This is a genomic window from Bradyrhizobium sp. MI1.7 (assembly GCF_055811795.1).
In genome coordinates this window covers 1-26,931 of record NZ_JBVVPO010000077.1, presented here as the reverse complement: position 1 = coordinate 26,931, position 26,931 = coordinate 1, and the positions used below count along the sequence as shown (strand labels likewise).

Genomic DNA, 26,931 nt, shown 5'->3' with positions numbered 1-26,931 from the left:
TCGTCGCCGTCAGGACGACGGTGAAATTACTGCAACACCTCGAACAGCCCGGCCGCGCCCATGCCGCCGCCGACGCACATGGTGACGACCGCATACTTGGCCTTGCGGCGGCGGCCTTCGATCAGGGCGTGACCGGTCAGGCGCGCGCCCGACATGCCGTAGGGATGGCCGACCGAGATCGCGCCGCCGTCGACGTTGATCTTCTCGGGGTCGATGCCGAGCTTGTCTCGGCAATAGAGCACCTGCACCGCGAAGGCTTCGTTCAGCTCCCAGAGGCCGATGTCGTCGACGGTGAGGCCGTGGCGCTTGAGCAGGCGCGGCACGGCGAAGACCGGGCCGATGCCCATCTCGTCCGGCTCGCAGCCGGCGGAGACGAAGCCGCGGAAGATGCCGAGTGGCTTGAGGCCGCGCTTGGAGGCTTCCTTGTCGCTCATGATGACGGAGGCGCTGGCGCCGTCGGAGAGCTGGCTGGCATTGCCCGCGGTGATCGAAAAGCCTTCGCCGCGCACGGGCTTGAGGCCGGCAAGGCCTTCAGCCGTGGTCTCGGGGCGCGGGCCTTCGTCCTGCGACAAGGTCACTTCCTTCATCGACACGGCGCCGGTCGCCTTGTCGGTGACCGCCATCTGCGTCGTGATCGGCGCCAGTTCGTCCTTGAACTTGCCGCCCTGCTGGGCCGCGGCGGTGCGGCGCTGGCTCTCCAGCGAATATTCGTCCTGCTTCTCGCGCGAGATGCCGTAGCGCTTGGCGACGACCTCGGCGGTGTCGATCATGGGCATGTAGACCTCGCCCTTGATCTTGAGCAGCGCCGGATCCTGGGCGTGGAAGCCGTTCATCTTGTCGTTCTGCACGAGGCTGATCGACTCGCCGCCGCCGCCGACCGCGATCTCGACGCCGTCGAAGATCACCGAGCGCGCGGCAAGCGCGATGGCCTGGAGGCCCGAGGCGCATTGCCGGTCGATGGTGGTGCCGGCGACGGTCACGGGGAGACCTGCGCGGAGCAGCGCCTTGCGCGCGATGTTGCCGCCGGTCGCGCCCTGCTGCAGCGCCGCGCCCATCACGACGTCCTCGACCTCCTTCGGATCGACCTTGGCGCGAGCGACTGCCTCGCCGATGGCGTGGCCGAGCAGCGTCGCACCCTCGGTGGCGTTGAGCATGCCGCGATAGGCCTTGCCGATCGGGGTGCGGGCGGTGGAAACGATGACGGCGTCGGTCAAGAGCGACCTCCTGATGGGTGTTGGGTGGATTGTGCTGGTTTCTGCTGCTGGCGCAATTCGTGGCGCGACAATTTTCCGACCGGCGTGCGCGGCAGATCGTCGACGAACTCGACTGCTGCCGGCAGCTCGTGCTTGCCGACCTTGCCGGCAAGCTGCGCGCGCAGCTCGTCGAGCGAGAACGGCTTGGCGTCCGGCTTGAGCTTGATGAAGGCCTTGGCGGCCTCGCCGCGATACTGGTCGGGAATGCCGAGCACGATCACCTCGTGCACGCCCGGAATGGTGTAGATCGCCTGCTCGATCATCTGCGGATAGACGTTGAAGCCGCCGGAGATGATCATGTCCTTCTTGCGGTCGACCAGGAAGAAATAACCGTCGGTGTCGACATAGCCGATGTCGCCGGTGAGGAAGCGGCCGTCCGAAAACGACTCCGCGGACTCCTTCGCCTTGTTCCAGTAGCCCTTGGTGACGTTCGGGCCCTTGATGCGGATTTCGCCGACTTCGCCCGGCGGCAGAACTTTTGTCGGATCATCCAGCGAGACCACGTCCATCTCGATGCCGGGCAGCATCAGGCCGATCGACCCCGGCTTGTCCGGTCCCGTCGGCGGGTGGCCGGTGCCGGGCGAGCAGGTCTCGGTCATGCCCCAGCCGCTGCGCAGCTTCTTGCCGACCTTGCGCTCGAAGAAGTTCGCGATCTCCACCGGCAGCGGCGCGCCGCCGGAGCCGATGACGGCGAGCGAGGAGAAGTCGCGCTTGTCGAGATCAGGCAGCGCCGCGATCGCGATCCACATCGTCGGGACGCCCGGGAAGTACGTCGCGCGCTTGATTTCGATGTCGCGCATCACCGCCTCGACATCAAAACGCTGGTGGAGCGAGATCAGATTGCCGCGGCTGAGCGACGACAGCAGCACGACGGTGAGCGCATAGATGTGGAACAGCGGCAGCACGCAGATCACGCGCTCGACGACGTCGCCGCGCGCCGCACGCGACGGCTTGCCCCAGACATCGTAGATCGACACTGCCGAGGTGAGATTGCCGTGGGTGAGCATCGCGCCCTTGGGCAGGCCGGTGGTGCCGCCGGTATATTGCAGCAGCGCGACGTCGTCCGCCGTCACGGACGGCCACTCAGCCGGCGCGGTGGCGCCCTCGACGAAGCTCTTGAAGGTGACGATGCGGGGATCGTCGGGGATCGGCGCCTGTGGCGTGCCGACCTTGCCCCAATCGTCGTCCTCGCAGACGACCAGGCGATCGATCAGGCCCTTCTCCAGGAACTTCAGCGCGTTCGGCAGCAGCGCCGCGAGGTTGGAGGTGACGAGCAGGCGCGAGCCGGAATCCGAGACCTTGTGCGTCAGCGCGATCTCGCCGTCGAGCGGGGAGAGATGCGCGACGCGGGCACCGGCCTTGAGCGCGCCGAAGAAATTGACCGGATGGTCCGGCGTGTTGCCGAGGAACAGCGCCACGGAACTGCTCTTGCCGCAGCCGGCGCGCAGGAAGGCAGCCGCGGCACGCTCGGCCATGGCGGCGAGCTCGGTATAGCTGATCGGACGATCGCGGAATTCCAGCGCGGTGCGCGGGCCGAAATCGGCGGCGGCTTTCGACAGCAGGTCAGGCAGCGAGCCCTGGACGATGGTGTCGTCCCAACGCACGCCCTCGGGATAAAACTGTTCGCCGGGATGGGGCATTATTCTTGATTGGTTGAGCGAGCAACTAACAGAGACCGTCATTCCGGGGCGCGACAAAGTCGCGAGCCCGAAATCCACAACCACCAGCTGGGGTTATGGATTCCGGGCCTGCGCCTTGCGGCGCATCCCGGAATGACGAGGGTTGAGATGAAGCGGCCATCACGCCGCTTTCGACGCCGCGGCCAGCGACGCGAACGTCTTGCCTTCGGCCGCGAGCTTCTTCAGCAGCGGCGCGGGCTCGAGGCTCGGATCGTTGGTCTCCTTGGCGTAGAAGGAGAGACGATCGGCGATGTGCTTGAGGCCGACGGTGTCGGCCCAGAACATCGGGCCGCCGCGGTAGATCGGCCAGCCGTAGCCGTAGAGCCAGACCACGTCGATGTCGGAAGGACGCGCCGCGATGCCCTCTTCGAGGATCTTCGCGCCCTCGTTGATCATCGGGTACATCATGCGCTCGAGGATCTCCTCGTCGCTGACGACACGCTTCTTGCGGCCGAGACGGAGCAGCGTCTCGTCGATCAGCTTTTCGACCTCCGGATCGGGCAGCGCCGAGCGACTGCCTGCTTCATACTTGTAGTAGCCCTTGCCGGTCTTCTGGCCGAAGCGGCCGGCTTCGCAGAGCGCATCCGCGATCTCCGACTTGATGCCGCGGTCCTTGCGCGAGCGCCAGCCGATGTCGAGGCCGGCGAGATCGCCCATCGCGAACGGTCCCATCGGCATGCCGAATTTGGTGACCACGGCGTCGACCTGCTGCGGCAGGGCACCTTCGAACAGCAGCTTCTCGGACTGCTTGCCACGCTGCGCCAGCATGCGGTTGCCGACGAAGCCGTCGCAGACGCCGACCACGGCCGGCACCTTCGCGATCTTTCGCGCGATGGTCACGGCGGTGACCAGCGCATCCGGCGCGGTCTTGTCGGCGCGCACGATCTCGCACAGCTTCATGACGTTGGCGGGCGAGAAGAAGTGCATGCCGAGCACGTCCTGCGGCCGCTTGGTCGACTTCGCGATCTCGTCGATGTTGAGGTAGGAGGTGTTGGAGGCGAGCACGGCGCCGGGCTTGACGTATTGGTCGAGCTTGCCGAACACTTCCTTCTTCACCGCCATGGTCTCGAACACGGCCTCGATCACCAGGTCAGCATCACCGACGTTCTCGATGCCGACGACGCCGTTGATCAGCGCCATGCGCTTGGCGGGCGCGTCGGCCGGGATGCCGCCGCGCGCGGCGGTCGCTTCCCAGTTCTTCTGCATGATGCCCATGCCGCGCTTGAGCTGCTCCTCGCCGGTCTCGATCAGGGTGACGGGCACGCCGGCATTGGCAAAGGACATCGCAATGCCGCCGCCCATGGTGCCGGCACCGAGGATGGCGACGCGGTTCACGGGCCGCGACTTGGTGCCTTCAGGGACGCCGGCGATCTTGCTGGCCTCGCGCTCGGCGAAGAAAGCATAACGCTGCGCCTTGGACTGGTCGCTGGAGACGAGCTTGAGGAAGCCCTCGCGCTCCTTCTTCAGCCCCTCGTCGAACGGCAGGTCGATGGCGTAGCCGACGGCGTCGGCGGCGGCGAACGGCGCCTCCAGGCCGCGCGACTTCTTGGTCATGGCGGCGACCGCATTGGTGAAGATCGAGCGGTCGGCCTTGGCCGCCGCGAGCTTGGAATCGTCGTCGCGCAAGCGCCGCAGAGGGCGCTTCTCGGCGAGCAGCTTGCGCACGAAGGCCTCGCCGCCGGAGGCCGGACCTTCGACGATCTCCTCGATCAGGCCGTTCTTGAGCGCTTCGGCGGCACCGATCGGATCGCCGCCGACGATCATCTTGACCGCGAGTTCCGGCCCGACCGCGCGCGGCAGGCGCTGGGTGCCGCCGGCGCCCGGCAGCAGGCCGAGCTTCACCTCGGGCAGCCCGAGCTTGGCTTCCTTCACGGCCACGCGGAAATGACAGGCCAGCGCGACCTCGAGGCCACCGCCGAGCGCGGTGCCATGGATCGCGGCGACGACCGGCTTGGGCGAGTTCTCGATCTCGGCGAGGACGTCGTTGAGGGCGGGCGGCTTCGGCGGCTTGCCGAACTCGGTGATGTCGGCACCGGCGATAAAGGTGCGGCCGGCGCAGGTCAGGACGATGCCCTTGATCGCGGGATCGGCGATCGCGGCCTTGATGCATTCGAGAATACCGCCACGCACTGCGGCACTCAGCGCATTGACCGGAGGACTGTTGACCGTGACGATCCCGACTTCGTCATGACGCTCAAGCTTGACCACTTCGCTCACGGCTTCCCTCCTTGGTGGGGATTTACTTTTGTTCGATTTCGCGGTGCGGAATTTAATTCCGCATCTTGACGGCAGGGTTATTTTGAAGCACGGACGTTGTCAACGACTCCGCGCAAGAAGCAGATCAGGGATGAAGCGTACAGGCAAGAAGACTGCGACCGATCGGAATTTCGTCGTCGCGCTTTCCCGCGGACTAGATGTTTTGCGCGCATTCCAACCCAGCGACGGACTTCTCGGCAACCAGGAGATCGCCGCGCGGACGAACCTGCCCAAGCCGACCGTTTCGCGCCTGACCTACACGTTGACGAAGCTCGGTTATCTGACACCGGTTCCCCGTTTCGAGAAGTATCAGCTCGCGCCCGCCGCGATGGCGCTCGGCTATGCGGCGTTATCCAATCTCGGCGTTCGGCATTTGTCCGAGCCATTTCGCGAGGAATTGATGCGCGCGACCGGCGGCGCCGTCGCGATCGGCGGCCGCGACCGTCACAGCATGATCTATTTCGGGCAAAGTCGCGGCAGCGAGACGGTCGGCGTTCAACTTGACGTCGGCTCCCGCGTGCCGATTGCAACCAGCGCGATGGGCCGTGCCTATTTCTGGGCGCTCGATGACGAGGGGCGCGCCGAGGTGTCCCGCATCCTGCGCGAACATTACGGCAGCCGGTGGCCGAAGATGCGCGACGGATTGGAACGTTCCGGCGAGACCGTTGCGAAATACGGTTTCGCGATGTCCGTCGGCGACTGGCACGACGACATCGGTGCCGCCGGCGTCGCGCTCAAGCTCAACGACGGAACCGGACCTTACGCATTCAATTGCGGCGCGCCCGCATTCCGCTTCACGGAAGAGCGTTTGATCAACGACATTGGACCGCGTCTGCTGGCGATGGTAAGGAACATTGAAGCGGCACTCGGGGGACTGATGCCGCAATCCAAAAAAGAAGTCAGCAAAAAGCTGAAATCAGGAGGAAAAGTTGCGCGTGTGGCCGAGGGGTTCAGATAGCCTTTGTCATCACCGGGAGCGGTTCGCATCGCCCCTTCGCCCACTGACGTGTGTGGGCGAGACGAGATGACGCAGGCACAGCTCGCGCAGGGGACATCGCCCCTGCTCGCGGTTCGCGACGTCAGCGTCGTGTTCGGCGGCATCATCGCGCTCAACGGCGTGTCCTTTGACATGCACAAGGGTCAGATCCTCGGATTGATCGGCCCCAACGGCGCCGGCAAGACCACGCTCTTCAACTGCCTCTCGCGGCTCTATCAGCCGTCGTCGGGCGACATCCTGATGGAAGGCGTGAGCATCCTGTCGCGGCCTCCGCACCGGATCGCCGAGATCGGCATCGGCCGCACCTTCCAGAACGTGGCGCTGTTTCCGAACCTCTCGGTGATGGACAACGTCCGCGTCGGCGCCCATTCGAAGACCTCCAGCGACATCATCAGCGACTCGCTTCGGCTCGCCTGGGTCCGGCGCAGCGAGACCGAGGTCAACAAGAAGGTGCAGGAGATCCTCGCCTATCTCAAGCTCGAGGACGTCGCCCACACCATCGTGTCCGGCCTGCCCTTCGGCACGCAGAAACGCGTCGAGCTGGCGCGCGCGCTCGCGGCCGACCCGAAGATCCTGCTGCTCGACGAGCCGGCCGGCGGCCTCAACCACGAGGAAGTCTATCTGCTCGGCGACCTCATCCGCCGCATCCGCGACGACCGCCACATGACCGTGCTGCTGGTCGAGCACCACATGGGCCTCGTGATGTCGATCGCCGACCACGTCGTCGCGCTGAATTTCGGCAAGAAGCTCGCGGAAGGCACGCCGGCCCAGGTGCAGGCGGACCCCGACGTCATCAAGGCCTATCTCGGGAGCAAGGACCAATGACGACGCTGCTCAACGTCAAGGACCTGCGCGCCTATTACGGCCAGGTCCAGGCGCTCCATGGCCTGTCCTTCTCGCTCAACGAAGGATCGTTGACGACGCTGCTCGGCGCCAATGGCGCCGGCAAGACCACCACCCTGCGCGCGATCTGCAACATGGTGCGTTCCACCGGCGCGATCGAGTTCGAAGGCAAGCCGCTCAGCAACCGCTCCACCGAGAGCATCGTGCGGTTCGGCATCGCCCACGTGCCGCAGGGCCGCGGCACCTTCACGACCATGACGGTCGAGGAGAACCTCCAGCTCGGGGCCATCACCCGCAAGGACAGCGCCGGCATCGTTTCCGACATCGAGCGCATGTACGCGCATTTCCCGGTGCTGAAGCAGCGCCACACCCAGCAGGCCGGCACGCTCTCGGGCGGCGAGCAGCAGATGCTCGCGGTCGCCCGTGCGCTGATGCTGCGGCCGCGCCTGATGCTGCTCGACGAGCCGTCCTTCGGACTGGCGCCGCTGGTCGTGCGCGACCTGTTCGGCATCCTCGGCAAGATCAACCGCGAGGACAAGGTGTCGATCCTGGTGGTCGAGCAGAACGCCCAGCTCGCGCTCGAGCTCGCCGACCAGGCCTATGTGATCGAGACCGGACGCATCGTGATGTCGGGCAATGCCAAGGACATCGCGAACAACGAAGAAATCCGCAAATCCTATCTGGGTTACTGAGGAGCCGGCACGATGGAGCTGTTCACCAACCAAGTGCTGGCCGGCATCGCCACGGGCGCGATCTACGCCTGCATGGCGCTCGCCGTGGTCATGATCTACCAGGCGATCGACCATCTCAACTTCGCGCAGGGCGAGATGGCGATGTTCTCGACCTTCATCTCCTGGCAGCTGATGCAATGGGGCGTGCCTTACTGGGCCGCCTTCATCCTCACGCTGGCGCTCTCCTTCGTCGCCGGCATCGCGATCGAGCGCATCCTGTTCAAGCCGCTGGCGAAAGCGCCGGTGCTGACCAACGTCGCCGGCTTCATCGCCCTGTTCGCAATCATCAACTCCTCGGCCGGCCTGATCTGGGACTTCACCATCAAGCAGTACCCGACCCCGTTCGGCTCCGCGCCGTTCCTGGGCAGCCAGCTGATCTCGACCCACCAGGCCGGCATGATCGGCGTCACGGTGCTGCTGCTGCTCGGCCTCTACTTCTTCTTCCAGTACACGCGCATCGGCCTGGCCATGCGCGCGGCCGCCTCGGTGCCTGAATCGGCCCGCCTCGTCGGCATCAACACGAGCTGGATGATCGCGCTCGGCTGGGGCATGGCGACCGCGATCGGCGCGATCGCCGGCATGCTGATCGCCCCCGTCGTGTTCCTCGAGCCCAACATGATGGGCGGCGTGCTGATCTACGGCTTTGCCGCCGCGGTGCTCGGCGGTCTCACCAGCCCGTTCGGCGCCGTGGTCGGCGGCTTCCTGGTCGGGATCTTCGAGAACCTCGCCGGCACCTACATCCCCGGCGTCGGCAATGAGCTGAAGCTCCCGATCGCGCTCGCGCTGATCATCTCCGTCCTGGTCGTCAAACCCGCTGGCCTGTTCGGCCGGCACATCGTCAAGCGAGTTTGATCATGAGCGCTGCAGAAGAAGTCGTTGCAGAAGGCCACGAGGCGGTCGAGGCTGTTCCGAAGCGGGCCATGACGCTGGGCACCGGCACCTCGCTGGTGGTGCTCGCGGCACTGCTGATCGCACCCGTTTTCGTCAAGAACTTCATCATCTTCCAGATGACGATGCTCCTGATCTACGGGCTCGCGGTGCTGGCGCTGAACATCCTGACCGGCGGAAGCGGCCAGTTCTCGCTCGGCCAGAGCGCGTTCTACGCGGTCGGTGCCTATACGACAGCGGTGCTGATGGAGCACTTCAACGTCAATTACGCGCTGACGCTGCCGATCGCCGGCGTCGTCTGTTTCGGCTTCGGCTTCCTGTTCGGGCAGCCGGCGCTGCGGCTCTCCGGCGTCTACCTCGCGCTTGCGACCTTCGCGCTCGCCACCGCCATGCCGCAGCTCCTCAAGCTGAACTTCCTCGAGCACTGGACCGGCGGCGTGCAGGGCCTCGTCGTCACCAAGCCGGATGCGCCGTTCGGGCTGCCGATGTCGCAGGACATGTGGCTGTACTACTTCACGCTCGTGGTCGTGATTGCGATCTACATCTTCTCGGTGAACCTGCTGCGCTCCCGCTCGGGCCGCGCCTTCATGGCGATCCGCGACAACGAGATCGCGGCCTCCGCGATGGGCGTCGACGTCGCGCTGTACAAGACGCTGGCCTTCGGCGTCTCCGCCGCCATCACCGGCATCGCCGGCTCGCTTGGCGCCATTGCGGTGCAGTTCGTCGCGCCCGACAGCTACACCATCACGCTCGCAATCTCGCTGTTCCTCGGCATGGTCGTCGGCGGCGTCGGCTGGCTGCCCGGCTCGATCGTCGGCGCTGCCTTCATCATTTTCGTACCGAACATCGCGGAGGGCATCTCCAAGGGCCTCTCCGGCGCGGTGTTCGGCGTGCTCCTGTTCCTCGTCATCTACCTCGTGCCGCATGGCGCAAGGCAAGTCGCGATCCTGGGCCAGCAACTCGCCGGTCGGCTCAGGAAGAACTGAAACGTCCATCCAGACTGTTGTTTTAACCAAGGAGACCCAATTGCTTTTCGGAAGAATACTGCGAACCACCGCACTCGTAACGGCGGTCGCGACCCTCACCTCCGGCGCAGCACTTGCCCAGAAGAAATACGACACCGGCGCGTCCGATACCGAGATCAAGATCGGCAACATCATGCCGTACAGCGGTCCGGCGTCTGCCTATGGCATCATCGGCAAGACCGAAGAAGCCTATTTCAAGATGATCAACGACAAGGGCGGCATCAACGGCCGCAAGATCAACTTCGTCACCTATGACGACGCCTATTCGCCGCCGAAGGCCGTCGAGCAGGTCCGCAAGCTGGTCGAGAGCGACGAAGTGCTGGCCGTGTACAATCCGCTCGGCACGCCCTCGAACACCGCGATCCAGAAGTACCTGAACGCCAAGAAGATCCCGCAGCTGTTCGTCGCCACCGGCGCCACCAAGTGGAACGACGCGAAGAACTTCCCCTGGACCATCGGCTGGCAGCCCTCCTACCAGAGCGAAGCGCAGATCTACGCGAAATGGCTGATGAAGGAAAAGCCGAACGCCAAGGTCGCGATCCTCTACCAGAACGACGATTTCGGCAAAGACTACCTCAAGGGCACCAAGGACGGTCTCGGCGCCAAGGGCGCGTCCATGATCATCATGGAAGAGAGCTACGAGGTCTCCGAGCCGTCGATCGACGGCCACATCGTCAAGATCAAGGCCGCCAATCCCGACGTGCTGCTGATCTACGCGACGCCGAAGTTCGCGGCCCAGACCATCAAGAAGACCGCCGAGCTCAGCTGGAAGCCGCTCCAGATCCTCACCAACGTGTCGATCTCGGTCGGCAGCGTGATGAAGCCGGCCGGCTTCGAGGCCTCGCAGGACGTGCTGTCGGCGGCCTATGCCAAGGATTCCACCGACCCGCAGTGGAACAACGATCCCGGCATGAAGAAGTGGAACGAGTTCGTCGACAAGTACATGCCCGGCGCCGACAAGACCGACACCGGCATGGTCTACGGCTATGGCGCGGCGTCGACCCTGGTCAAGACGCTGGAGATGTGCGGTGACGACCTCACCCGCGCCAACCTGATGAAGCAGGCCGCTTCCTTGAAGGATTTTGCACCGGACACGCTGCTGCCCGGCGTCAAGATCAACACCAGCGCCACCGACTTCGCCCCGATATCGCAGCTCCAGATGCAGCGCTTCAAGGGCGAGAAGTGGGAACTGTTCGGCGAGATCATCAGCGGCGACGTCGCTTCCGAGTGACGCTGACGCAATAGTCCAAGTCTGGTCAGTTCAAGTCTAGTCAAATCTGACAAAGCCCCCGCGGGCGACCGCGGGGGCTTTTTGTTGACGTCAGGCGTCAATCTTGTTCAATGCGGCGCCGATCCATTCCGGGTGGAGAAAGATGACTGTCGTTCGATTTCAGGTTGCGGCCGTTTCGGCCGCGCTCGCGTTGTGCACTGCGATGAGCAGCCCGGCACTGGCGCAAAAGAAATACGACAGCGGCGCTTCCGATACCGAGATCAAGATCGGCAACATCATGCCCTATAGCGGGCCGGCGTCCGCCTACGCCGCGATCGGCAAGGCCGAGGAAGCCTATTTCAACAAGATCAATGCCGAGGGCGGCATCAACGGCCGCAAGATCAAGTTCATCTCCTACGACGACGGCTATTCGCCGCCGAAGACGGTGGAGCAGGCGCGCAAGCTGGTCGAGAGCGACGGCGTGCTGCTGATCTTCGGCTCGCTCGGCACCTCCACCAACGGCGCCATCCGCAAATACATGAACGAGAAGAAGGTGCCGCAGCTGTTCGTGGCGAGCGGCGCCTCCAAGTGGAACGATCCGAAGCAATATCCGTGGACCATGGGCTGGCAGCCGAGCTACGCCAGCGAGGCGCGCATCTACGCCAAATACATCATGAAGGAGAAGCCGGACGCGAAGATCGGCGTGCTCTACCAGAACGACGATTTCGGCAAGGACTATCTGAGAGGGCTGAAGGACGGCTTAGGGGCCAAGGCGTCGATGATCGTGCTCGAAGACGGCTACGACACGTCGGAGCCCGCGATCGACGAGCACGTCGTGAAGCTGAAGGCCTCGGGCGCCGACGTCTTCCTCAGCATCACCACGCCGAAATTCGCGGCGCAGGCGATCAAGAAGGCGGCCGAGATCAACTGGCATCCGGTCCACATCATCTCCAACGTCTCGGCGTCGGTCGGCGGCGTGCTCGAGCCCGCGGGCCTGGAGATCTCGCAAGGCATCCTGTCGGCGAGCTACACCAAGGACGGCTCCGACCCGCAATGGAATGCCGATGACGGCATGAAGAAGTTCTATAATTTCCTCGCGCAGTACGACCCCAAGGCCAACAAGCTCGATGCCGGCGTGGTGTTCGGCTATGCCGCGGCCCAGACCATGGTGAAGGTGCTGCAGATGTGCGGCGACGAGCTCACCCATGAGAACGTCATGAAGCAGGCCGCTTCCTTGAAGGATTTCGAGCCCGACACGCTGCTGCCCGGCATCAAGATCAACACCTCGGCCGATAATTTCGCCCCGATCGAGCAGCTCCAGATGATGCGGTTCAAGGGCAGGAAATGGGAGCTGTTCGGCGACATCATCTCGAGTGAGCTCGGCCACTGAAGTCGCGCAACTCAAAATCGCCACCGGCTGTTTAATCAACTCAAGACAGCGGCGCCGTCTCGCAGTCGCACACCAGCGCGCGCCGGTCCTTGACTACTAAAGGAGCAGCCCCTGCGACACAGCCGCGGGGGCTTTCTGTTGAAGGCTCCCGGTAAATCGTATTGAATTGCCTCCGCGCCGCCAAAAATCATCAAGCCAAGAAAAGGGACGCACACACACCAAGAAAATAGGGAGATAGGAATGCCCGCTGTCACCGGCAAACTTGCGGCCGCGTCACTGGCGCTTGCGCTCATTGCGGCCTCGGCCTCCACTGCATCGGCCCAGAAGAAATACGATACCGGCGCGACCGACACCGAAATCAAGATCGGCAACATCATGCCCTACAGCGGACCGGCCTCCGCCTACGGCATCATCGGGCGGACCGAAGCCGCCTATTTCAAGAAGATCAACGACGAGGGCGGCATCAACGGCCGCAAGATCAATTACATCTCCTATGACGACGCCTACTCGCCGCCGAAGACGGTGGAGCAGGCCCGCAAGCTGGTCGAGAGCGACGAGGTGCTGTTCATCTTCAACTCGCTCGGCACGCCGCCGAACTCGGCGATCCACAAATACATGAACTCGAAGAAGGTGCCGCAGCTGTTCGTCGCGACCGGCGCCACCAAGTGGAACGATCCGCAGAACTTCCCCTGGACGATGGGCTGGCAGCCCAATTACCAGAGCGAGACGCAGATCTATGCGAAGTGGCTGCTCAAGAACAAGCCGGACGCCAAGATCGCGGTGCTTTACCAGAACGACGATTACGGCAAGGACTATCTCAAGGGCCTCAAGGACGGCTTAGGGTCCAAGGCCGCCTCGATGATCGTCATCGAAGAGAGCTACGAGACCTCCGAGCCGACCATCGACAATCACATCGTCAAGCTGAAGTCGACCGGCGCCGACGTCTTCATGAACATCACGACGCCGAAATTCGCCGCGCAAGCGATCAAGAAGAATGCCGAGATCGGCTGGAAGCCGCTGCACTTCCTCAACAACGTCTCGGCCTCCGTCGGCAGCGTGATGAAGCCGGCCGGCTTCGAGAACGGTCAGGACATCATCTCGGCCGACTATCTCAAGGACGTGTCGGATCCCGCGTGGAACAACGATCCCGGCATGAAGGAGTTTCTGGCGTTCATGACCAAATACTTCCCCGAGGGCGACAAGCTCGATAAGGGCACGATCGTCGGCTATGCCGTGGCGCAGACACTGGTCCAGGTCTTGAAGCAGTGCGGTGACAATCTCACGCGCGAGAACATCATGAAGCAGGCGGCGAACGTGAAGGACTTCCGCACCGAGGCGCTGCTGCCGGGCGTGAAGGTCAACACCTCGCCGACCGATTTCGCGCCGATCAGCCAGCTTCAACTCGAGAAGTTCAAGGGCGAGAAGTGGGAGCTGTTCGGAGACGTGATCAGCGCCGACGTCGGCGGCTAACCCCAAACGACAGAGAGCCCCCTGCGCAGCCATCGCAGGGGGCTTTTGCTTGCGCGCGGATTATGATCACGCGATTGCACAATCGAATGATGGTAAAGCCCGCTTACGCTTTGGCGCCTGATGCGGTAGGCAGGGAGCCGGCGATTTTGTCGCCATCATTTCAGTTCGCTGAAGGCCTTCGCCATGACCGACCGACGTCCCCTGCTCCGCGCGCTTTACGACGCCGCCGTTGCCGCCGCCCATCCCAGCACGATTCTGGCGCCGCATCTGCGGCCCGCACCTAAAGGGCGCGTGATCTGCCTCGCCGCCGGCAAGGGCGCGGGTGCGATGGCCGCGGCCGCCGAACGGCATTATCTCGACACGCTCAAGCTCGCGCCGGAGCGCCTCGTCGGCATCGCCACCACGCGCCACGGCTACGGCGTGCCGACGCGCCGCATCCGCGTGGTCGAGGCCGGCCATCCCGTGCCCGACGAGGCCGGCCTGAAGGGCGCCGCCGATACGCTCGCGCTCGCGAGCGAGGCCGGGCCCGACGATCTGCTGCTGGTGCTGCTCACCGGCGGCGGCTCGGCGAACTGGATCGCGCCGGTGGACGGCATCAGCTTCGCGCAGAAGCAGGCGGTCAACAAGGCGCTGCTCCGCTCGGGCGCGCCGATCGGCGAGATGAACACGGTCCGGAAACATTTGTCGCGGATCAAGGGCGGCCGGCTGGCGCGCGCCGGCAAGAATGCCGCCGAGATCGTGACGCTCGCGATCTCCGACGTGCCGCACGACGATCCGTCCGCCATCGCCTCCGGCCCCACCGTGCCCGATCCGACCACCCTGGCGGATGCGCGCGCGATCGTCGCGAAGTACAAGCTCGCCATCGACGACGCCGTCCGCCGCGCGCTCGACGACCCCGCCAACGAAAGTGCCAAGCCTGATGATGCCGCCTTTGCCCGCGCGCATTTCGAGCTGATCGCGCGGCCCAAGCAATCGCTCGACGCCGCGGTGAAGCTCGCCAAGGAAGCGGGCTACGAGACCATCGATCTCGGCGCCGATCTCGAAGGCGAGGCGCGCGAGGTCGCCGCCGATCACGCCAGGCTCGCGCTTCAGGCGCGCGCGCAAGGCAAGCGCCTCGCGATCCTCTCCGGCGGCGAACTCACCGTTACCGTGCGCGGCAATGGGCGCGGCGGCCCCAACCAGGAATATGCGCTGGCGCTCGCCGGCCTGCTGAAGGACACGCCTGACATTTCCGCCCTCGCCGGCGACACCGACGGCGCCGATGGAGGCGCCGGCCATCCCACCGATCCCGCCGGCGCGCTGATTGATGCTGCAACGTTCGCGAAGATGAAGGCGCTGGCGCTTCAGCCGCAGGCGTATCTGGACAACAACGACGCGACGACGTTCTTCGAGGCGACCGGCGATCTGCTGATGCCGGGACCGACACTGACGAACGTGAACGATATCCGGGTGATTTTGGTGGATTGAGGCGCCTGCCCAGGTCTCGCTGTCATTCCCCGCGAAGGCGGGGAATCCAGTACGCCGCGGCCTATCGGTTCGATCACAAACGTCTCGGAGTACTGGATCGCCCGGTCAAGCCGGGCGATGACAGCCGGGCCTCAAAACTCGTTCGCGATCTTCGAGAGCATCCCGATCAGGGCTTCGCGATTGGCCTGCCCGAGCAGCTCGTTCAGCCGGGACTCGTGCTTGGTGGCGACGAGCTTTTTCGCCCGGGTCAGCACGGCCTTACCCTTGTCGGTCAGCACCAGGATGTGCGAGCGGCGGTCGTTGGTGGAGCGGATCCGCGCGCAAAGGTCGCGGCTCTCCAGATTGTCGAGCATCGCCACGAAGTTCGGGCGCAGGATGCCGAGGGTCGAGGCAATCTCGGTCTGGTTACGGCCCGGATTCTTCTCGACCAGCAGCAGCACGGAGAACTGCGCGGGCGTGAGCTGGAGCGAGGCCATGCAGCGCAAAAAGTTCTCGAACACCTTGAGCTGCGCCCGCTTCAGCACGTAGCCGAGCTGTTCGGAGAGCTCGCCAAGCTGGAGGGCTTCAGGCTGGGCCTCGGCCGCGTCCTTGCGGCCCTTGGCCGCGTCGCCGGGCTTTTCAGAAGACTTTTCAGCGGTTTTGGAAACGGTCATCGCCTCGTGCTCGTGATCCCGCTAAATTCGGGGCGGGTCGTCCGCCCCACCCTTGAAGTTATATTTGATAATTGTTATGGACCATATCAAATATCGTCAGCGTTTCAATGGCTGTGAGCGGACCGTCCACCGCAATTGCGGAGCCCGGTCCCGATCTTTGAGGGGGAGCGTCCGGTCTTGAATACCACCATCATGCTGTTCCTGGTACAGGACGGCATCACCAATGGCGCGATCTACGCGCTGCTCGGCCTGGCGCTGGTGCTGGTGTTCGCCGTCACGCGCGTCATCCTCATTCCCCAGGGCGAATTCGTCACCTACGGCGCGCTGACCTATGCCTCGCTGGCCGCGGGCCAGATGCCGGGCACGGCAAAGCTCGCGTTGGCGCTGGGCATCGGCGCCTTCGTGTTCGACCTGTTCGTGGCGCGCAAGGCGCTGCACGGCCGCCTGATCGTGCGCAGCCTCGTCACCAACGTCGTGCTGCCGGCCATCGTGCTGGCGCTGACCATCTACTTCGCCGCCCAGAAGCCGCCGGTGGCGGTCTGCATCGCGCTGTCGCTGGTGATCGTGGCGATGATCGGCCTCTACCTCTACCGCATCGCGTTCCAGCCGCTGGCGCACACCTCCGTGCTGGTGCTGCTGATCGCATCGGTGGGCGTCCACCTCGCGCTGCAGGGACTGGGCCTGCTGTTCTTCGGCGCCGAAGGCCAGCGCGGGCCTGCCGTGCTGTCCGGCTCCTTCACGGCCGGCGCACTGCGCTTCACCGGCCAGAGCATCACCGTCTACGGTATCACCGTCGCCTTCATCATCGGGCTCTGGCTGTTCTTCGGGCTGACGCTCTACGGCAAGGCGCTGCGCGCGACCGCCGTGAACCGGCTCGGCGCCCGCCTTGCCGGCATCCGCACCACGCTGTCAGGGCAGATCGCCTTCCTGCTGGCCTCCGTCATCGGCGCGCTGTCGGGCATCATGATCGTGCCGATCACGACGCTCTATTACGACTCTGGGTTCCTGATCGGCCTCAAGGGCTTCGTTGCCGCGATCATCGGCGGCCTCGTCAGCTATCCGCTCACCGCCGTCGCGGCGCTGGTCGTCGGCATCGTCGAGGCGTTCTCGTCCTTCTACGCCTCCAACTACAAGGAAGTGATCGTCTTCATGCTGCTGATCCCCGTGCTGCTGCTGCGCTCGCTCGCCGCGCCCGCGGTCGAGGAAGAGAAGGACTGACGCGCATGCAGAGCCGGCTTCCCATCCTCCTCTTCGCGCTTCTCATGGCGGCGATCCCGCATCTCCCGGGCATGCCGCCGTTCTGGATCGTGCTGCTCGACAATATCGGCCTTGCCGCCCTCGTCGCGATGGGCCTCGTGCTGCTCACCGGCGTCGGCGGCCTGACCTCGTTTGGCCAGGCGGCTTTCGTCGGGTTCGGCGCCTACACCACCGCGGTGCTGTCGACGGCCTATGGCCTGTCGCCGTGGCTGACCTTGCCGCTGTCGCTGTTGGTCAGCGGATCGTTGGCGGTGCTGCTCGGGCTGGTGACCGTCCGTCTCTCCGGGCACTATCTGCCGCTCGGCACGCTCGCCTGGGGGCTGGGCCTGTTCTATCTCTTCAGCAAGCTGGAATTCCTGGGAAGAAACGACGGCATCTCGGCGATCCCGCCGCTGTCGATCGGCTCGTTCAAGATGCTCTCGCCCGGCTCGATCTATTACGCGATCTGGGTTGCCGTGATCCTCTCGGCCCTGCTCACGATGAACCTGCTGGATTCCCGCACCGGCCGCGCCATCCGCGCGCTGCGCCGCGGACACGTCGCAGCCGAAGCGTTCGGCGTGCACACGCCGCGCGCGAAGCTCCTGGTGTTCATCCACGCCGCGGTGCTCGCCGGCCTCTCCGGCTGGCTCTACGCGCATCTCCAGCGCGCGGTGAACCCGACGCCGTTCGGCGCGCAGGCCGGCATCGAATATCTCTTCATCGCGGTGGTCGGCGGCGCCGGCTATGTCTGGGGCGGCGTGCTGGGCGCGGCGATCGTCGTGGTCCTGAAGGAGGTGCTGCAAAGCTATTTGCCGCTGATCCTGCCGGGCTCCGGACAGGTCGAGACCATCGTGTTCGGCATCATGCTGGTGGCGCTGCTCCAGCTTGCGCCCGGCGGCGTCTGGCCCTGGCTGATGTCGTTCCTGCCCGAGCGCACCAGTGGCAAGAAGCCGGACACCTCGCTGAAACTGGAGCAGCGCACCCGCGCGGCCGGCCAGTCCGGCGTCCTGCTCCAGGTCGAGAAGGCGCGAAAGCAGTTCGGTGGCGTGATCGCGGTCAACAACGTCTCCTTCGACGTGCAGGCCCGCGAGATCGTCGCGTTGATCGGACCGAACGGCGCCGGCAAGAGCACGACGTTCAACCTGATCACCGGCGTGCTGTCGGCGACATCGGGCTCGATCTCGGTGCTCGGCAAGAAGGTCGACAGGGCGCCACCGCAGGAGATCGTCAAGCTCGGCATCTCCCGCACCTTCCAGCATGTGAAGCTCGTCCCTGATATGACCGTGCTGGAGAATGTCGCGATCGGCGCGCACCTGCGCGGCCATTCGGGACCGATCTCCTCGATGCTGCGGCTCGACCGCGCCGATGAGGCGAGGCTGCTCGCGGAGGCCGCCCGCCAGATCGAGCGCGTGGGCCTCGCCGAGCAGATGCATCAGCTCGCAGGCTCGCTCTCGCTCGGCCAGCAGCGCATCGTCGAGATCGCAAGGGCGCTGTGCGTCGATCCGATGCTGCTGCTGCTCGACGAGCCTGCCGCCGGCCTGCGCCACATGGAGAAGCAGCGCCTTGCCGCGCTGCTCCGCGAATTGCGCGACGGCGGCATGAGTGTGCTCTTGGTGGAGCACGACATGGGCTTCGTGATGAATCTCGCCGACCGCATCGTGGTGCTCGATTTCGGCACCAAGATCGCGGAAGGCACGCCCGCCACGATCAAGACCAATCCCGAAGTGATCAAGGCCTATCTCGGAGTGGCGGCATGAGCGCGCTGTTGTCCGTCGCCGACGCACATGTCGCCTATGGCAAGGTCGAGGCCGTGCGTTCGGTCTCGCTCGAGGTCGGCGCCAACCAGATCGTCACCATCGTCGGGGCCAATGGCGCCGGCAAGACCACGCTGCTCTCCGCCATCATGGGCATCTTGCCGCTGAAGGGCCGCGTCGCCTTCGCCGGGCAGGATCTGTCACGGCTCGACATCGAGGACCGCGTCGCGATGGGGCTCGGCCTCGTCCCCGAGCACCGCGAATTGTTCGTGACCATGAATGTCGAGGACAATCTGGAGCTGGGTGCCTTCCGCATCGAGCGAAGCAAGGCGAAAACCTCGATGGAGCGCGTCTACACGCTGTTTCCGCGGCTGAAGGAGCGGCGCAAGCAGTTGGCGGGCACCCTCTCCGGCGGCGAGCAGCAGATGCTCGCGATGGGCCGTGCGCTGATGGGCGAGCCCAAGCTCTTGATGCTGGACGAGCCGAGCCTCGGCCTCGCCCCGATCATCGTCGCCGACATCTTCCGCATCGTCACTGAGCTCCGCGCCAGCGGCGTCTCCGTACTGCTGGTCGAGCAGAACGCACAGGCCGCACTGAAGATCGCGGACCAGGCCTATGTCATGGAGCTCGGCGAGTTCGTGCTCAGCGGCAAGGCGAGCGATGTCGCGGCGAACGAGCGCGTCGCGGCAAGCTATCTCGGCTTCCAGCACGAAGGCGCGAGTGTGATCTGATTTCTTGGCTGGCTCCTCTTCCTTTTCCCTCGTTGGAGAAGGTGGCGCGCGTAAGCACGCCGGATGAGGGGTTCTCTCCACGAATGACAACGTGGGACCATCGCCTGCGGAGAGGCACCCCTCACCCGTCTCGCGGCTACGCCGCGAGCCACCCTCTCCCACAGGGGGAGAGGGTGTACCGTGCGAGCCGCACTAGCTTTCGCTTGAAGGCAGACTCGCTTTTCCCTTCAACGCCGCGACCTCCGCTTCCAGCTCCGCGATCCTCGCATCCCTCGCCGCCAGCGCTGCCGCGACATCCGGCGCATCGAACTTCTGCGGAATGTGCTGCGGGCAGTTGGTGTCCCACGCTGCGATCTTGAACAGGATCACCTGCTCAGGGCGCGCGCGGTACCCCTTGGGCATCAGCGACGTCGTCAGCGCCTCGTCGTCCTCGACGACGCGCGCCTCGCCCCAGATCTTGACGCGGCGGCGATGGGCGTAGTCCATCACGAAGATATAGGCCTTGGGATTCTCGGACAGGTTTCCCTGCGTAATGTATTGCCGGTTGCCGGCGTAGTCCGTGAAAGCCAGCGTCTGCTTGTCCAGCACCTTCAAAAACCCCTTGGGGCCGCCGCGGTGCTGGATGTAGGGCTGGCCATCGCCCGACGCGGTCGCGAAATAAAAGCTGTTGGCGTCAGCCAGGAACGCCGCAAGGTTCTCGTCGACCTCGGTGCGCCATCCGCGCTGCTCGGCATGAGCATAGCCTTCGCGTGATCCCTTTCGTGTCTGGATCGATTTCACCGCCGGCGTGAACGCCACGTCGCTGGCGTAGGTGTGAGTTGCCGTCATCGGAACATCTCCTGAAATCCCGGCGCATCCCTGCGTCTTTCGCTGTCTAAGGTGGACCTTCCGGCGGGCAAAACAATCTGGCCGCTTGACACTTCATCATTGCAATATATGCAATAATACCATGGACCGCCTCGAAGCCATGCACGTCTTCGTCACCGTCGCCGATCTGCGCGGTTTTGCGCCGGCGGCGCGAAAGCTGCGGCTGTCGCCTTCGGCGGTAACGCGGTTGATCGCAGCGCTGGAGGAGCATCTCGGCGCGCGGCTGCTGCAGCGCACCACCCGGCAGGTGAGATTGACCGATGTCGGCACGCGCTATCTGGAGCGCGCGCGGCGCATCCTCGCCGATGTCGAGGAGGCCGACGGCTCCGCGCGCGAGGAGCGCAACCGGCCGAGCGGCCGTCTGGTGGTGTCGGCGCCCCTCGGCTTCGGGCGGCTGCATGTCTCGCCGGTCATGACCGATTATCTCAAGCGCTATCCGGAGGTCACGGCCGAGCTCAGGCTCTCGGACAACCTCGTCAATCTCGTCGAGGACGCGGTCGATGCCGCGGTGCGGATCGGCCATCTCGCCGATTCTTGGCTGGTCGCACGCCAGGTCGGCGAGATGCGGCGGATCACGGTGGCGACGCCGGGCTACCTGAAGCGCCACGGCGAGCCGAAGACGCCACAGGAATTGCTCGCGCACCAGACCATCGCGTTCGGCCCCTACGCCAATTGGCACTTCGTGCAGGACGGCCGCGATATCGAGTGGACGCCGACGCCACGTTTTACCAGCAACAGCGCCGACGCCGCCCTGCAATATGCAGAAGCCGGCGGGGGCATCACGCGGGTGCTGGCCTATCAGGCCGCGGAGGGCCTGAAGCGCGGGCGGCTCAAAATCGTGCTGGCGAAATACGAGCAGCCGGCGCTGCCGATCCACATCGTCTATCCGACCTCGCGCCTGCTCTCGGCCAAGGTGCGGGCGTTCGTCGATCTCGTGGTGGAGACGGCGGAGTGGCGGTTTGGGTGAGGTCTCGTGTCCCGGACGCGCTGCAACGCGTAGCGTTGCTGCGCAGAGCCGGGACCCAGAAGGCCAGAGCAAGGGCTGCGGGTGGATGGGCCCCGGCTCTGCGGAGCGGCACTTCGCGCCGCACCGCGTCCGGGGCACGAGAGCCTTACCCTTTCTTCGGCACCACGCGGAACGTCCCGCTGGCGCGTGCGATCACGACGTCATCGGCCTTTGCGAGACTCTGCGCGAAACAGATCGTCTTGCCGGTCCTGATCACGTCGCTCTCGATCGCAAGCCACTGGCCGATCTCGGCAGAGCCGACAAAATCGACCGTGAGCGAGATCGTGACGAACGAGGTGGTCCAGTTCGTCATCTGCGCGCAGCTATAGCCCATGGCGTTGTCCGCGAGTGCGGCGATGAGGCCGCCATGGATCAGGCCGCGGCCGTTGGTGTGCGGCCTGGCGAGGCGCAGGCCGATGATCACGGCCTTGTCGGTTTTCTTCGCGTAGAGCGGCTCCCACGGCTCGGTGAGCGGACTCTTGCGGGAAAGCGGCTCGAAGCCGTCAGGGATGTCGGTGTCGGTCATAGCGTGTCTCGCGTTGCTGGTTGGCGCCATTGAACGCGATGTGGATGACAGTTTCACTGCCTACAAAGTTTTAAACGGAATTTGCGCGGGTGTTTGAAATGGGCACTCCCGTCATTGCGAGGAGCGAAGCGACGAAGCAATCCAGACTTTCTCCGCGGAAACAGTCTGGATTGCTTCGCTTCGCTCGCAATGACGATGTGGAGAAAGCACGCGATGCCGTAGGGTGGGCAAAGGCGCATAGCGCCGTGCCCACCATCTCGTAGCAAACGCAAAAGCTGGTGGGCACGCTACGCTTTGCCCACCCTACGGCATCTACGGCATCGACCACCCTCCTAAAACGGCAGCCCCACATAGTTCTCCGACAGCGACGTCATCGCGGCCTGCGACTGCGTGACGTAGTCGAGCTCGGCGAGCTGGATGCGCCCGCCGATGGTGCCGGTGTCGGGGAATTTGTGCAGCATCGAGGTCATCCACCAGGAGAAGCGCACCGCTTTCCAGACCCGCGCCAGCGCCGTGGCGGAATAGGCGTCGATGCCGGCGTTGGATTTCTCGTCGTAGAATTCGCGGAGTGCGTTCGACAGATAATGCGCATCGCTGGCAGCTAAGTTCAGCCCCTTCGCGCCGGTCGGCGGCACGATGTGGGCGGCGTCGCCGCACAGGAACATCTTGCCGAACCGCATCGGCTCGGCGACGAAGCTGCGCAGCGGCGCAATGCTCTTCTCGATCGAGGGGCCCGTGACCAGACTGTCGGCCGCCTCCTGGTCGAGCCGGCGCTTCAATTCGTCCCAGAAGCGGTCGTCCGGCCACTGGTCGACATGGTCGTCGAGCGAGCACTGCACATAGTAGCGGCTACGGTGTGTCGAGCGCATGGTGCAGAGCGCGAAGCCGCGAGCGTGATTGGAATAGATCAGCTCGTGGCTGACAGGGGGCGTCTCGGACAGAATGCCGAGCCAGCCGAACGGATAGACCCGCTCGAACTCCTCGATCGCTGTGGCCGGGACGCTGGCGCGGCTGACGCCGTGAAAGCCATCGCAGCCGGCGACGAAGTCGCAATCGATCGTGTGGGTGACCCCGTCCTTGACATAGGTGACGCGCGGCCGACTGCCGTCGAAATCATGCGGCTGCACGTCCTTGGCCTCGTAGACCGAGGTGAGACCCGCGGCCTTGCGCGCATTCATCAGGTCGAGCGTGACCTCGGTCTGGCCATAGATCATGACCGTCTTGCCGGTCGCGGCCTTCATGTCGATGCGGTGACGGCGCCCGGAAAAGGCGAGCTCGATGCCTTCATGCACCAGGCCCTCGGCATGCGCCCGCGCGCTGGCGCCAATCTGGTCGAGCAGCGCGACGGTTCCCTCCTCCAGGAGGCCCGCGCGGATGCGGCCGAGCACGTAGTCCGGGCTCTGCCGCTCCAGAATCACATTGTCGATGCCGTATTGGTGCAGCAGTTGCCCAAGCAACAATCCGGCCGGCCCGGCCCCGATGATTGCGACTTTTGTCCGCAATACTTGCTCCTCCCGATCCTGTAGGTTTTCGCCGCGGCTCGCTTGTCGCGTCGGTCCGCGCAAGATAATTATATCATATAATCGTTGGGCAAAAGGGGAGTGCGCCCGGGCAGCGACAAATCCATGCAACATGGCTGACGTAGATGACGCGGCGGCGCGCCGCGCCAGTTCCGGCTTGAACGCGCCGGCAAATTAGATAACATGTTAATTAATGAGACCGGGCCATCGAAGCCCGCCGTCGAAACAGGGAGAGACGACCGATGAGGAAAGCCTGTCTGGCGTTGCTGCTGGCAGCAAGCGTGAGCCCCGCGTTCGCGCAGGACAAGACCTTCGATTTGAAGATCTCGCACTGGGTGCCGGCCTCGCATCCGCTGCAGAAGTCCCTGGAAGACTGGGTGGCCGCGGTGAATAAGGATTCCGGCGGCACCATCACGGGCAAGGTGTTTCCCGCCCAGCAGCTCGGCAAGGCGTTTGACCATTACGACATGGCACGCGACGGCATCGCCGACGTCACCTACGTCAATCCCGGCTATCAGCCCGGCCGCTTCCCGATCGTCGGCGCCGGCGAATTGCCGTTCCTGATCTCGGACGCCAAGGGCGGCTCGATGGGGCTGGACGCCTGGTACCGCAAATATGCCGAGAAGGAGATGAAGGACGTCAAATACTGCCTCGCCTTCGTCCACTCGCCTTCGTCGTTCCATTCCAAGACGAAGAAGATCGTGGTGCCGGAGGACGTGAAGGGCCTGAAGATCCGCCCCGCGCACGCCACCATGGCGAATTTCGTCACCTCGCTCGGCGGCACCAATGTGCAGTCCTCCGCGCCCGAAGTGCGCGACATCATCGAGCGCGGCGTCGCCGACGGCGTCACCTTCCCCTGGGGCTCCCTCGTGCTGTTCGGCATCGACAAGGTGACCAAGTACGACATGGAGGCGCCGCTCTACACCACGACCTTCGTGTTCGTGATCAACAAGGACAAGTACAACGCGATGTCCGACAAGCAGAAGGCCGCGATCGACAAGAACTGCTCGACCGAGATGGCCGGCGTGGTCGGCGAGCACTGGGGCAAGTTCGAGGACGCCGGCGTCGACAAGGTGAAGGCGGAAGCCGGCCACGAGGTCTACAAGCTGACGCCGGAGCAGACCGCCGCCTGGAAGAAGGCCGCCGATCCCTTGGTCAAGACCTGGGGCGAAGGCGCCAAGAAGGCCGGCGCCGATCCCGACGCGGCGCTTAGCGAGCTGAAGGCGTCGCTGAAGAAGTACAACGCGCTGGCGGAGTAGCGCCAAGCTGCGGCCGCGGCCGGCTCTCTTCTTCCCCTCTCCCCGTTCTTACGGGGAGAGGGTTGGGGGGCTGCCTCCGCAGAGACGGTGACAGCTCGATTCGCGGAGAGTCCCCCTCACCCGAATTCGAGCGGCGCTCGAATTCGACCTCTCCCCGCAAGCGGGGCGAGGTGAAGTGCGCGGCGAGACCGAGATCAAACAATGACAGCACACGACGTGACACCTCCCATGAAGCGCTCCTGGATGGACCGCATCATCGACACGATCGAATGGATCGCGGCCGGCTTCGTCGGCATCGTCGCGCTCGACATCTTCCTGTCGGTGCTGCTGCGCAACACGCTGAACTACTCGATCCCCGACTCGTTCGATATCGGCCGCATGCTGCTCGGCATTCTCATTTTCTGGGGCATCGCGGCGACGTCCTATCGCGGCACCCACATCACGGTCGACCTCGTCTGGGGCAATGTCGGGCCGCGCTATCAGCGCTGGATCGACGTGTTCGCGACCCTGGTGCTGCTGTTCGTCGTCACCGTGCAGACCTGGACGCTGTTCGACAAGGTGCGCGGCACCTACAACGACAACGTCCAGACCTTCGACATGCACATGCCGACCTGGCCGTTCTTCGCGGTCGCGTGGATCGGTGATGCCGCGGCCGTGCTGCTGATCGCGATCCGCACCTACCGCCTGATCTTCCATCCCGAAGATATGCACGATCCCAAATTGAAGGCGACGGAGTAATCATGAGCACCGATGCCGTCGCCTTAATCGGCTTCGTTTCCCTGTTTGTCCTGATGCTGCTGCGCGTGCCCGTCGGCATGGCGATGGGCCTCGTCGGCGTGTCCGGCTTCGCCTATCTCGTCAACGGGACGGCGGCGCTGAAGCTGGTCGGCCAGACCTCGATGCGCACGGTCACCGACTACACCTTCGGCGTCATCCCGATGTTCCTGCTGATGGGCTCCTTCGTCAGCAATTCCGGCATGAGCCGCGAGCTGTTCCGCGCCGCCAACGGTTTCGTCGGGCATCTGCGCGGCGGGCTCGGCATTGCCACCGTCGGCGCCTGCGGCGGCTTTGCCGCGATCTGCGGCTCCTCCGTCGCGACCGCCGCGACCTTCTCCGCCGTCGCCTACCCCGAGATGCGCCGCTTCGGCTATCCGCAGTCGTTCGCCACTGGCGTGATCGCCGCCGGCGGCACGCTCGGCGCGATGCTGCCGCCGTCCACCGTGCTCGCGGTCTACGGCATCATCACCGAGCAGGACATCGGAAAGCTCTTCATCGCCGGCATCATTCCGGGCCTCCTGGCGATGACCATGTACATGATCACGATCTTCCTGATCGGTCATTTCCGCCCGGACTTCCTGCCCAAGGGCAAGGTGCTGCCGTGGCGCGAGCGCTTTGCGGGCCTGAAGGACATCTGGGCGCCGGTCTTGCTGTTCGTCTTCGTGATCGGCGGCCTCTACGGCCTGCCCTTCCTGCCGCGCTTCACGCCGACGGAAGCCGGCGGCGTCGGCGCCGCGGGCGCCTTCATCATCGGCGTTGTCACCGGACGGCTCGATCGCGAGAAGATCTTGGCCTCGCTGCTGCAGGCGACGCGCACCGCGGCCGCGGTGTTCACCGTGCTGATCGGCGCGCTGATCTTCGGCTACTTCCTCACGGTGACGCAGACGCCGCAGAAGGTCACCGAATTCCTCACCGGTCTCGGCCTCGGCCCCTACGGCGTGCTGGCGCTGATCATGGTGATGTATCTCGTGCTCGGCTGCCTGATGGACGCCATGGCGATGATCATCCTCACCGTGCCGATCATTTTCCCCGTCATCACGCATCTCGGGTTTGATCCGATCTGGTTCGGCGTCATCATCGTGATGACCGTCGAGCTCGGCCTGATCCACCCGCCGGTCGGGATGAACGTCTTTGTCATCAAGAGCGTGGTGAAGGACGTCTCCTTCTCCACCATCTTCAAGGGCGTGATCCCGTTCGTGGCGACGGATCTGGTGCGGCTGGTGATTTTGATCGCGTTCCCGCTGCTGGCGACCTGGCTGCCGACACGGATGATGGCGCACTAGTGAACGCCTACGGCGCGACGCGCTGTTGTCCCCTCTCCCCTTGTGGGAGAAGGTGGCGCGAAGCGCCGGATGAGGGGTTGTCTCCGCAAACGCAGGTGTGCGGGCGGAGA

23 protein-coding genes are annotated in these 26,931 nt (G+C 64.6%); 16 read left to right on the top strand and 7 right to left on the bottom strand.

The window, feature by feature from the left end; genetic code table 11:
- Positions 1–26: 26 nt before the first annotated feature.
- The 3 genes from AC0L3X_RS39865 to AC0L3X_RS39855 all read right to left on the bottom strand — a co-directional run bounded on the left by AC0L3X_RS39865 (position 27) and on the right by AC0L3X_RS39855 (position 5,149).
- Positions 27–1,214, bottom strand: a complete 1,188-nt coding sequence (locus AC0L3X_RS39865; RefSeq protein ID WP_063980945.1) for an acetyl-CoA C-acyltransferase — start codon at positions 1,212–1,214, stop codon at positions 27–29.
- Positions 1,211–2,893 carry a dicarboxylate--CoA ligase PimA gene (gene pimA, locus AC0L3X_RS39860; RefSeq protein WP_063980944.1) on the bottom strand — a complete coding sequence of 561 codons (1,683 nt, stop codon included), beginning with the start codon at positions 2,891–2,893 and terminating at the stop codon, positions 1,211–1,213. Before pimA ends, AC0L3X_RS39865 begins: the two co-directional genes overlap by 4 nt.
- A gap of 159 nt (positions 2,894–3,052) precedes the next feature.
- Positions 3,053–5,149 (bottom strand): 3-hydroxyacyl-CoA dehydrogenase NAD-binding domain-containing protein, encoded by a 2,097-nt coding sequence (locus AC0L3X_RS39855; RefSeq protein ID WP_063980943.1) that lies wholly within the window; start codon positions 5,147–5,149, stop codon positions 3,053–3,055.
- Between the two features lie 130 nt (positions 5,150–5,279).
- Here AC0L3X_RS39855 and AC0L3X_RS39850 point away from each other — a divergent pair, with 130 nt between their 5' ends.
- The 9 genes from AC0L3X_RS39850 (at position 5,280) to AC0L3X_RS39810 (ending at position 15,209) form a co-directional block, all read left to right on the top strand.
- Positions 5,280–6,146, top strand: coding sequence for an IclR family transcriptional regulator (locus tag AC0L3X_RS39850; RefSeq protein WP_063980942.1), 867 nt, complete (start codon positions 5,280–5,282; stop codon positions 6,144–6,146).
- A gap of 66 nt (positions 6,147–6,212) precedes the next feature.
- Positions 6,213–7,010 carry an ABC transporter ATP-binding protein gene (locus AC0L3X_RS39845; RefSeq protein ID WP_063980941.1) on the top strand — a complete coding sequence of 266 codons (798 nt, stop codon included), beginning with the start codon at positions 6,213–6,215 and terminating at the stop codon, positions 7,008–7,010.
- Positions 7,007–7,720 carry an ABC transporter ATP-binding protein gene (locus tag AC0L3X_RS39840; protein WP_014498266.1) on the top strand — a complete coding sequence of 238 codons (714 nt, stop codon included), beginning with the start codon at positions 7,007–7,009 and terminating at the stop codon, positions 7,718–7,720. Before AC0L3X_RS39845 ends, AC0L3X_RS39840 begins: the two co-directional genes overlap by 4 nt.
- 12 nt (positions 7,721–7,732) lie before the next feature.
- Positions 7,733–8,611, top strand: coding sequence for a branched-chain amino acid ABC transporter permease (locus AC0L3X_RS39835; RefSeq protein ID WP_063980940.1), 879 nt, complete (start codon positions 7,733–7,735; stop codon positions 8,609–8,611).
- Positions 8,612–8,613: 2 nt separating this feature from the next.
- On the top strand, positions 8,614–9,633 hold the full coding sequence (locus AC0L3X_RS39830) for a branched-chain amino acid ABC transporter permease (RefSeq protein ID WP_028151939.1): 1,020 nt from the start codon (positions 8,614–8,616) through the stop codon (positions 9,631–9,633).
- Between the two features lie 40 nt (positions 9,634–9,673).
- On the top strand, positions 9,674–10,903 hold the full coding sequence (locus tag AC0L3X_RS39825) for an ABC transporter substrate-binding protein (protein ID WP_063980939.1): 1,230 nt from the start codon (positions 9,674–9,676) through the stop codon (positions 10,901–10,903).
- 142 nt (positions 10,904–11,045) lie between these two features.
- A complete protein-coding gene (locus tag AC0L3X_RS39820; protein ID WP_063980938.1) occupies positions 11,046–12,272 on the top strand; it encodes an ABC transporter substrate-binding protein in 1,227 nt (408 codons plus the stop codon).
- 240 nt (positions 12,273–12,512) lie between these two features.
- Positions 12,513–13,742, top strand: a complete 1,230-nt coding sequence (locus tag AC0L3X_RS39815; protein ID WP_063980937.1) for an ABC transporter substrate-binding protein — start codon at positions 12,513–12,515, stop codon at positions 13,740–13,742.
- A gap of 183 nt (positions 13,743–13,925) precedes the next feature.
- Positions 13,926–15,209: a glycerate kinase type-2 family protein gene (locus AC0L3X_RS39810; RefSeq protein WP_283017993.1), complete on the top strand. Its 1,284-nt coding sequence runs from the start codon at positions 13,926–13,928 to the stop codon at positions 15,207–15,209.
- Between the two features lie 131 nt (positions 15,210–15,340).
- On the opposite strand, the gene AC0L3X_RS39805 is transcribed toward AC0L3X_RS39810, so the two are convergent.
- Entirely contained in the window at positions 15,341–15,862 is a 522-nt protein-coding gene (locus tag AC0L3X_RS39805) for a MarR family winged helix-turn-helix transcriptional regulator (RefSeq protein ID WP_071916733.1), read from the bottom strand.
- Between the two features lie 177 nt (positions 15,863–16,039).
- On the opposite strand from AC0L3X_RS39805, the gene AC0L3X_RS39800 reads away from it, so the two are divergent.
- From AC0L3X_RS39800 to AC0L3X_RS39790, 3 genes are read left to right on the top strand one after another with little or no spacing between them, the layout of a single operon-like run.
- The gene (locus AC0L3X_RS39800; protein ID WP_063980936.1) at positions 16,040–17,080 is read left to right on the top strand and encodes a branched-chain amino acid ABC transporter permease; all 1,041 of its coding nucleotides are present in this window, start codon (positions 16,040–16,042) and stop codon (positions 17,078–17,080) included.
- Between the two features lie 5 nt (positions 17,081–17,085).
- Positions 17,086–18,855, top strand: a complete 1,770-nt coding sequence (locus AC0L3X_RS39795) for a branched-chain amino acid ABC transporter ATP-binding protein/permease (RefSeq protein ID WP_063980935.1) — start codon at positions 17,086–17,088, stop codon at positions 18,853–18,855.
- The gene (locus AC0L3X_RS39790; protein ID WP_063980934.1) at positions 18,852–19,583 is read left to right on the top strand and encodes an ABC transporter ATP-binding protein; all 732 of its coding nucleotides are present in this window, start codon (positions 18,852–18,854) and stop codon (positions 19,581–19,583) included. Before AC0L3X_RS39795 ends, AC0L3X_RS39790 begins: the two co-directional genes overlap by 4 nt.
- A gap of 192 nt (positions 19,584–19,775) precedes the next feature.
- Here the strand turns inward: AC0L3X_RS39790 and AC0L3X_RS39785 are convergent, their stop codons facing one another.
- Positions 19,776–20,411, bottom strand: coding sequence for a pyridoxamine 5'-phosphate oxidase family protein (locus AC0L3X_RS39785; protein ID WP_283017992.1), 636 nt, complete (start codon positions 20,409–20,411; stop codon positions 19,776–19,778).
- 121 nt (positions 20,412–20,532) lie between these two features.
- On the opposite strand from AC0L3X_RS39785, the gene AC0L3X_RS39780 reads away from it, so the two are divergent.
- Complete coding sequence (locus AC0L3X_RS39780) at positions 20,533–21,417, top strand: LysR family transcriptional regulator (protein WP_063980932.1); 885 nt, start codon at positions 20,533–20,535, stop codon at positions 21,415–21,417.
- A gap of 145 nt (positions 21,418–21,562) precedes the next feature.
- On the opposite strand, the gene AC0L3X_RS39775 is transcribed toward AC0L3X_RS39780, so the two are convergent.
- Positions 21,563–21,982: a PaaI family thioesterase gene (locus AC0L3X_RS39775; RefSeq protein ID WP_063980931.1), complete on the bottom strand. Its 420-nt coding sequence runs from the start codon at positions 21,980–21,982 to the stop codon at positions 21,563–21,565.
- A 332-nt stretch (positions 21,983–22,314) separates the two neighbouring features.
- Positions 22,315–23,484, bottom strand: a complete 1,170-nt coding sequence (pobA, locus tag AC0L3X_RS39770) for a 4-hydroxybenzoate 3-monooxygenase (protein ID WP_063980930.1) — start codon at positions 23,482–23,484, stop codon at positions 22,315–22,317.
- A gap of 260 nt (positions 23,485–23,744) precedes the next feature.
- Here pobA and AC0L3X_RS39765 point away from each other — a divergent pair, with 260 nt between their 5' ends.
- The 3 genes from AC0L3X_RS39765 (at position 23,745) to AC0L3X_RS39755 (ending at position 26,821) form a co-directional block, all read left to right on the top strand.
- Positions 23,745–24,761, top strand: coding sequence for a TRAP transporter substrate-binding protein (locus AC0L3X_RS39765; RefSeq protein ID WP_063980929.1), 1,017 nt, complete (start codon positions 23,745–23,747; stop codon positions 24,759–24,761).
- 228 nt (positions 24,762–24,989) lie between these two features.
- A complete protein-coding gene (locus AC0L3X_RS39760; protein ID WP_014498282.1) occupies positions 24,990–25,499 on the top strand; it encodes a TRAP transporter small permease in 510 nt (169 codons plus the stop codon).
- 2 nt (positions 25,500–25,501) lie between these two features.
- Positions 25,502–26,821 carry a TRAP transporter large permease gene (locus AC0L3X_RS39755; RefSeq protein WP_028151951.1) on the top strand — a complete coding sequence of 440 codons (1,320 nt, stop codon included), beginning with the start codon at positions 25,502–25,504 and terminating at the stop codon, positions 26,819–26,821.
- Positions 26,822–26,931: the final 110 nt, after the last annotated feature.

Coding starts and splice junctions, on each gene's coding strand:
- pimA (WP_063980944.1), bottom strand. CDS start 2,893: ATGCCCCATCCCGGCGAACAGTTTTATCCCGAGGGCGTGCGTTGGGAC.
- AC0L3X_RS39850 (WP_063980942.1), top strand. CDS start 5,280: ATGAAGCGTACAGGCAAGAAGACTGCGACCGATCGGAATTTCGTCGTC.
- AC0L3X_RS39845 (WP_063980941.1), top strand. CDS start 6,213: ATGACGCAGGCACAGCTCGCGCAGGGGACATCGCCCCTGCTCGCGGTT.
- AC0L3X_RS39840 (WP_014498266.1), top strand. CDS start 7,007: ATGACGACGCTGCTCAACGTCAAGGACCTGCGCGCCTATTACGGCCAG.
- AC0L3X_RS39835 (WP_063980940.1), top strand. CDS start 7,733: ATGGAGCTGTTCACCAACCAAGTGCTGGCCGGCATCGCCACGGGCGCG.
- AC0L3X_RS39830 (WP_028151939.1), top strand. CDS start 8,614: ATGAGCGCTGCAGAAGAAGTCGTTGCAGAAGGCCACGAGGCGGTCGAG.
- AC0L3X_RS39820 (WP_063980938.1), top strand. CDS start 11,046: ATGACTGTCGTTCGATTTCAGGTTGCGGCCGTTTCGGCCGCGCTCGCG.
- AC0L3X_RS39815 (WP_063980937.1), top strand. CDS start 12,513: ATGCCCGCTGTCACCGGCAAACTTGCGGCCGCGTCACTGGCGCTTGCG.
- AC0L3X_RS39810 (WP_283017993.1), top strand. CDS start 13,926: ATGACCGACCGACGTCCCCTGCTCCGCGCGCTTTACGACGCCGCCGTT.
- AC0L3X_RS39805 (WP_071916733.1), bottom strand. CDS start 15,862: ATGACCGTTTCCAAAACCGCTGAAAAGTCTTCTGAAAAGCCCGGCGAC.
- AC0L3X_RS39795 (WP_063980935.1), top strand. CDS start 17,086: ATGCAGAGCCGGCTTCCCATCCTCCTCTTCGCGCTTCTCATGGCGGCG.
- AC0L3X_RS39790 (WP_063980934.1), top strand. CDS start 18,852: ATGAGCGCGCTGTTGTCCGTCGCCGACGCACATGTCGCCTATGGCAAG.
- AC0L3X_RS39785 (WP_283017992.1), bottom strand. CDS start 20,411: ATGACGGCAACTCACACCTACGCCAGCGACGTGGCGTTCACGCCGGCG.
- AC0L3X_RS39780 (WP_063980932.1), top strand. CDS start 20,533: ATGGACCGCCTCGAAGCCATGCACGTCTTCGTCACCGTCGCCGATCTG.
- AC0L3X_RS39775 (WP_063980931.1), bottom strand. CDS start 21,982: ATGACCGACACCGACATCCCTGACGGCTTCGAGCCGCTTTCCCGCAAG.
- AC0L3X_RS39765 (WP_063980929.1), top strand. CDS start 23,745: ATGAGGAAAGCCTGTCTGGCGTTGCTGCTGGCAGCAAGCGTGAGCCCC.
- AC0L3X_RS39760 (WP_014498282.1), top strand. CDS start 24,990: ATGAAGCGCTCCTGGATGGACCGCATCATCGACACGATCGAATGGATC.
- AC0L3X_RS39755 (WP_028151951.1), top strand. CDS start 25,502: ATGAGCACCGATGCCGTCGCCTTAATCGGCTTCGTTTCCCTGTTTGTC.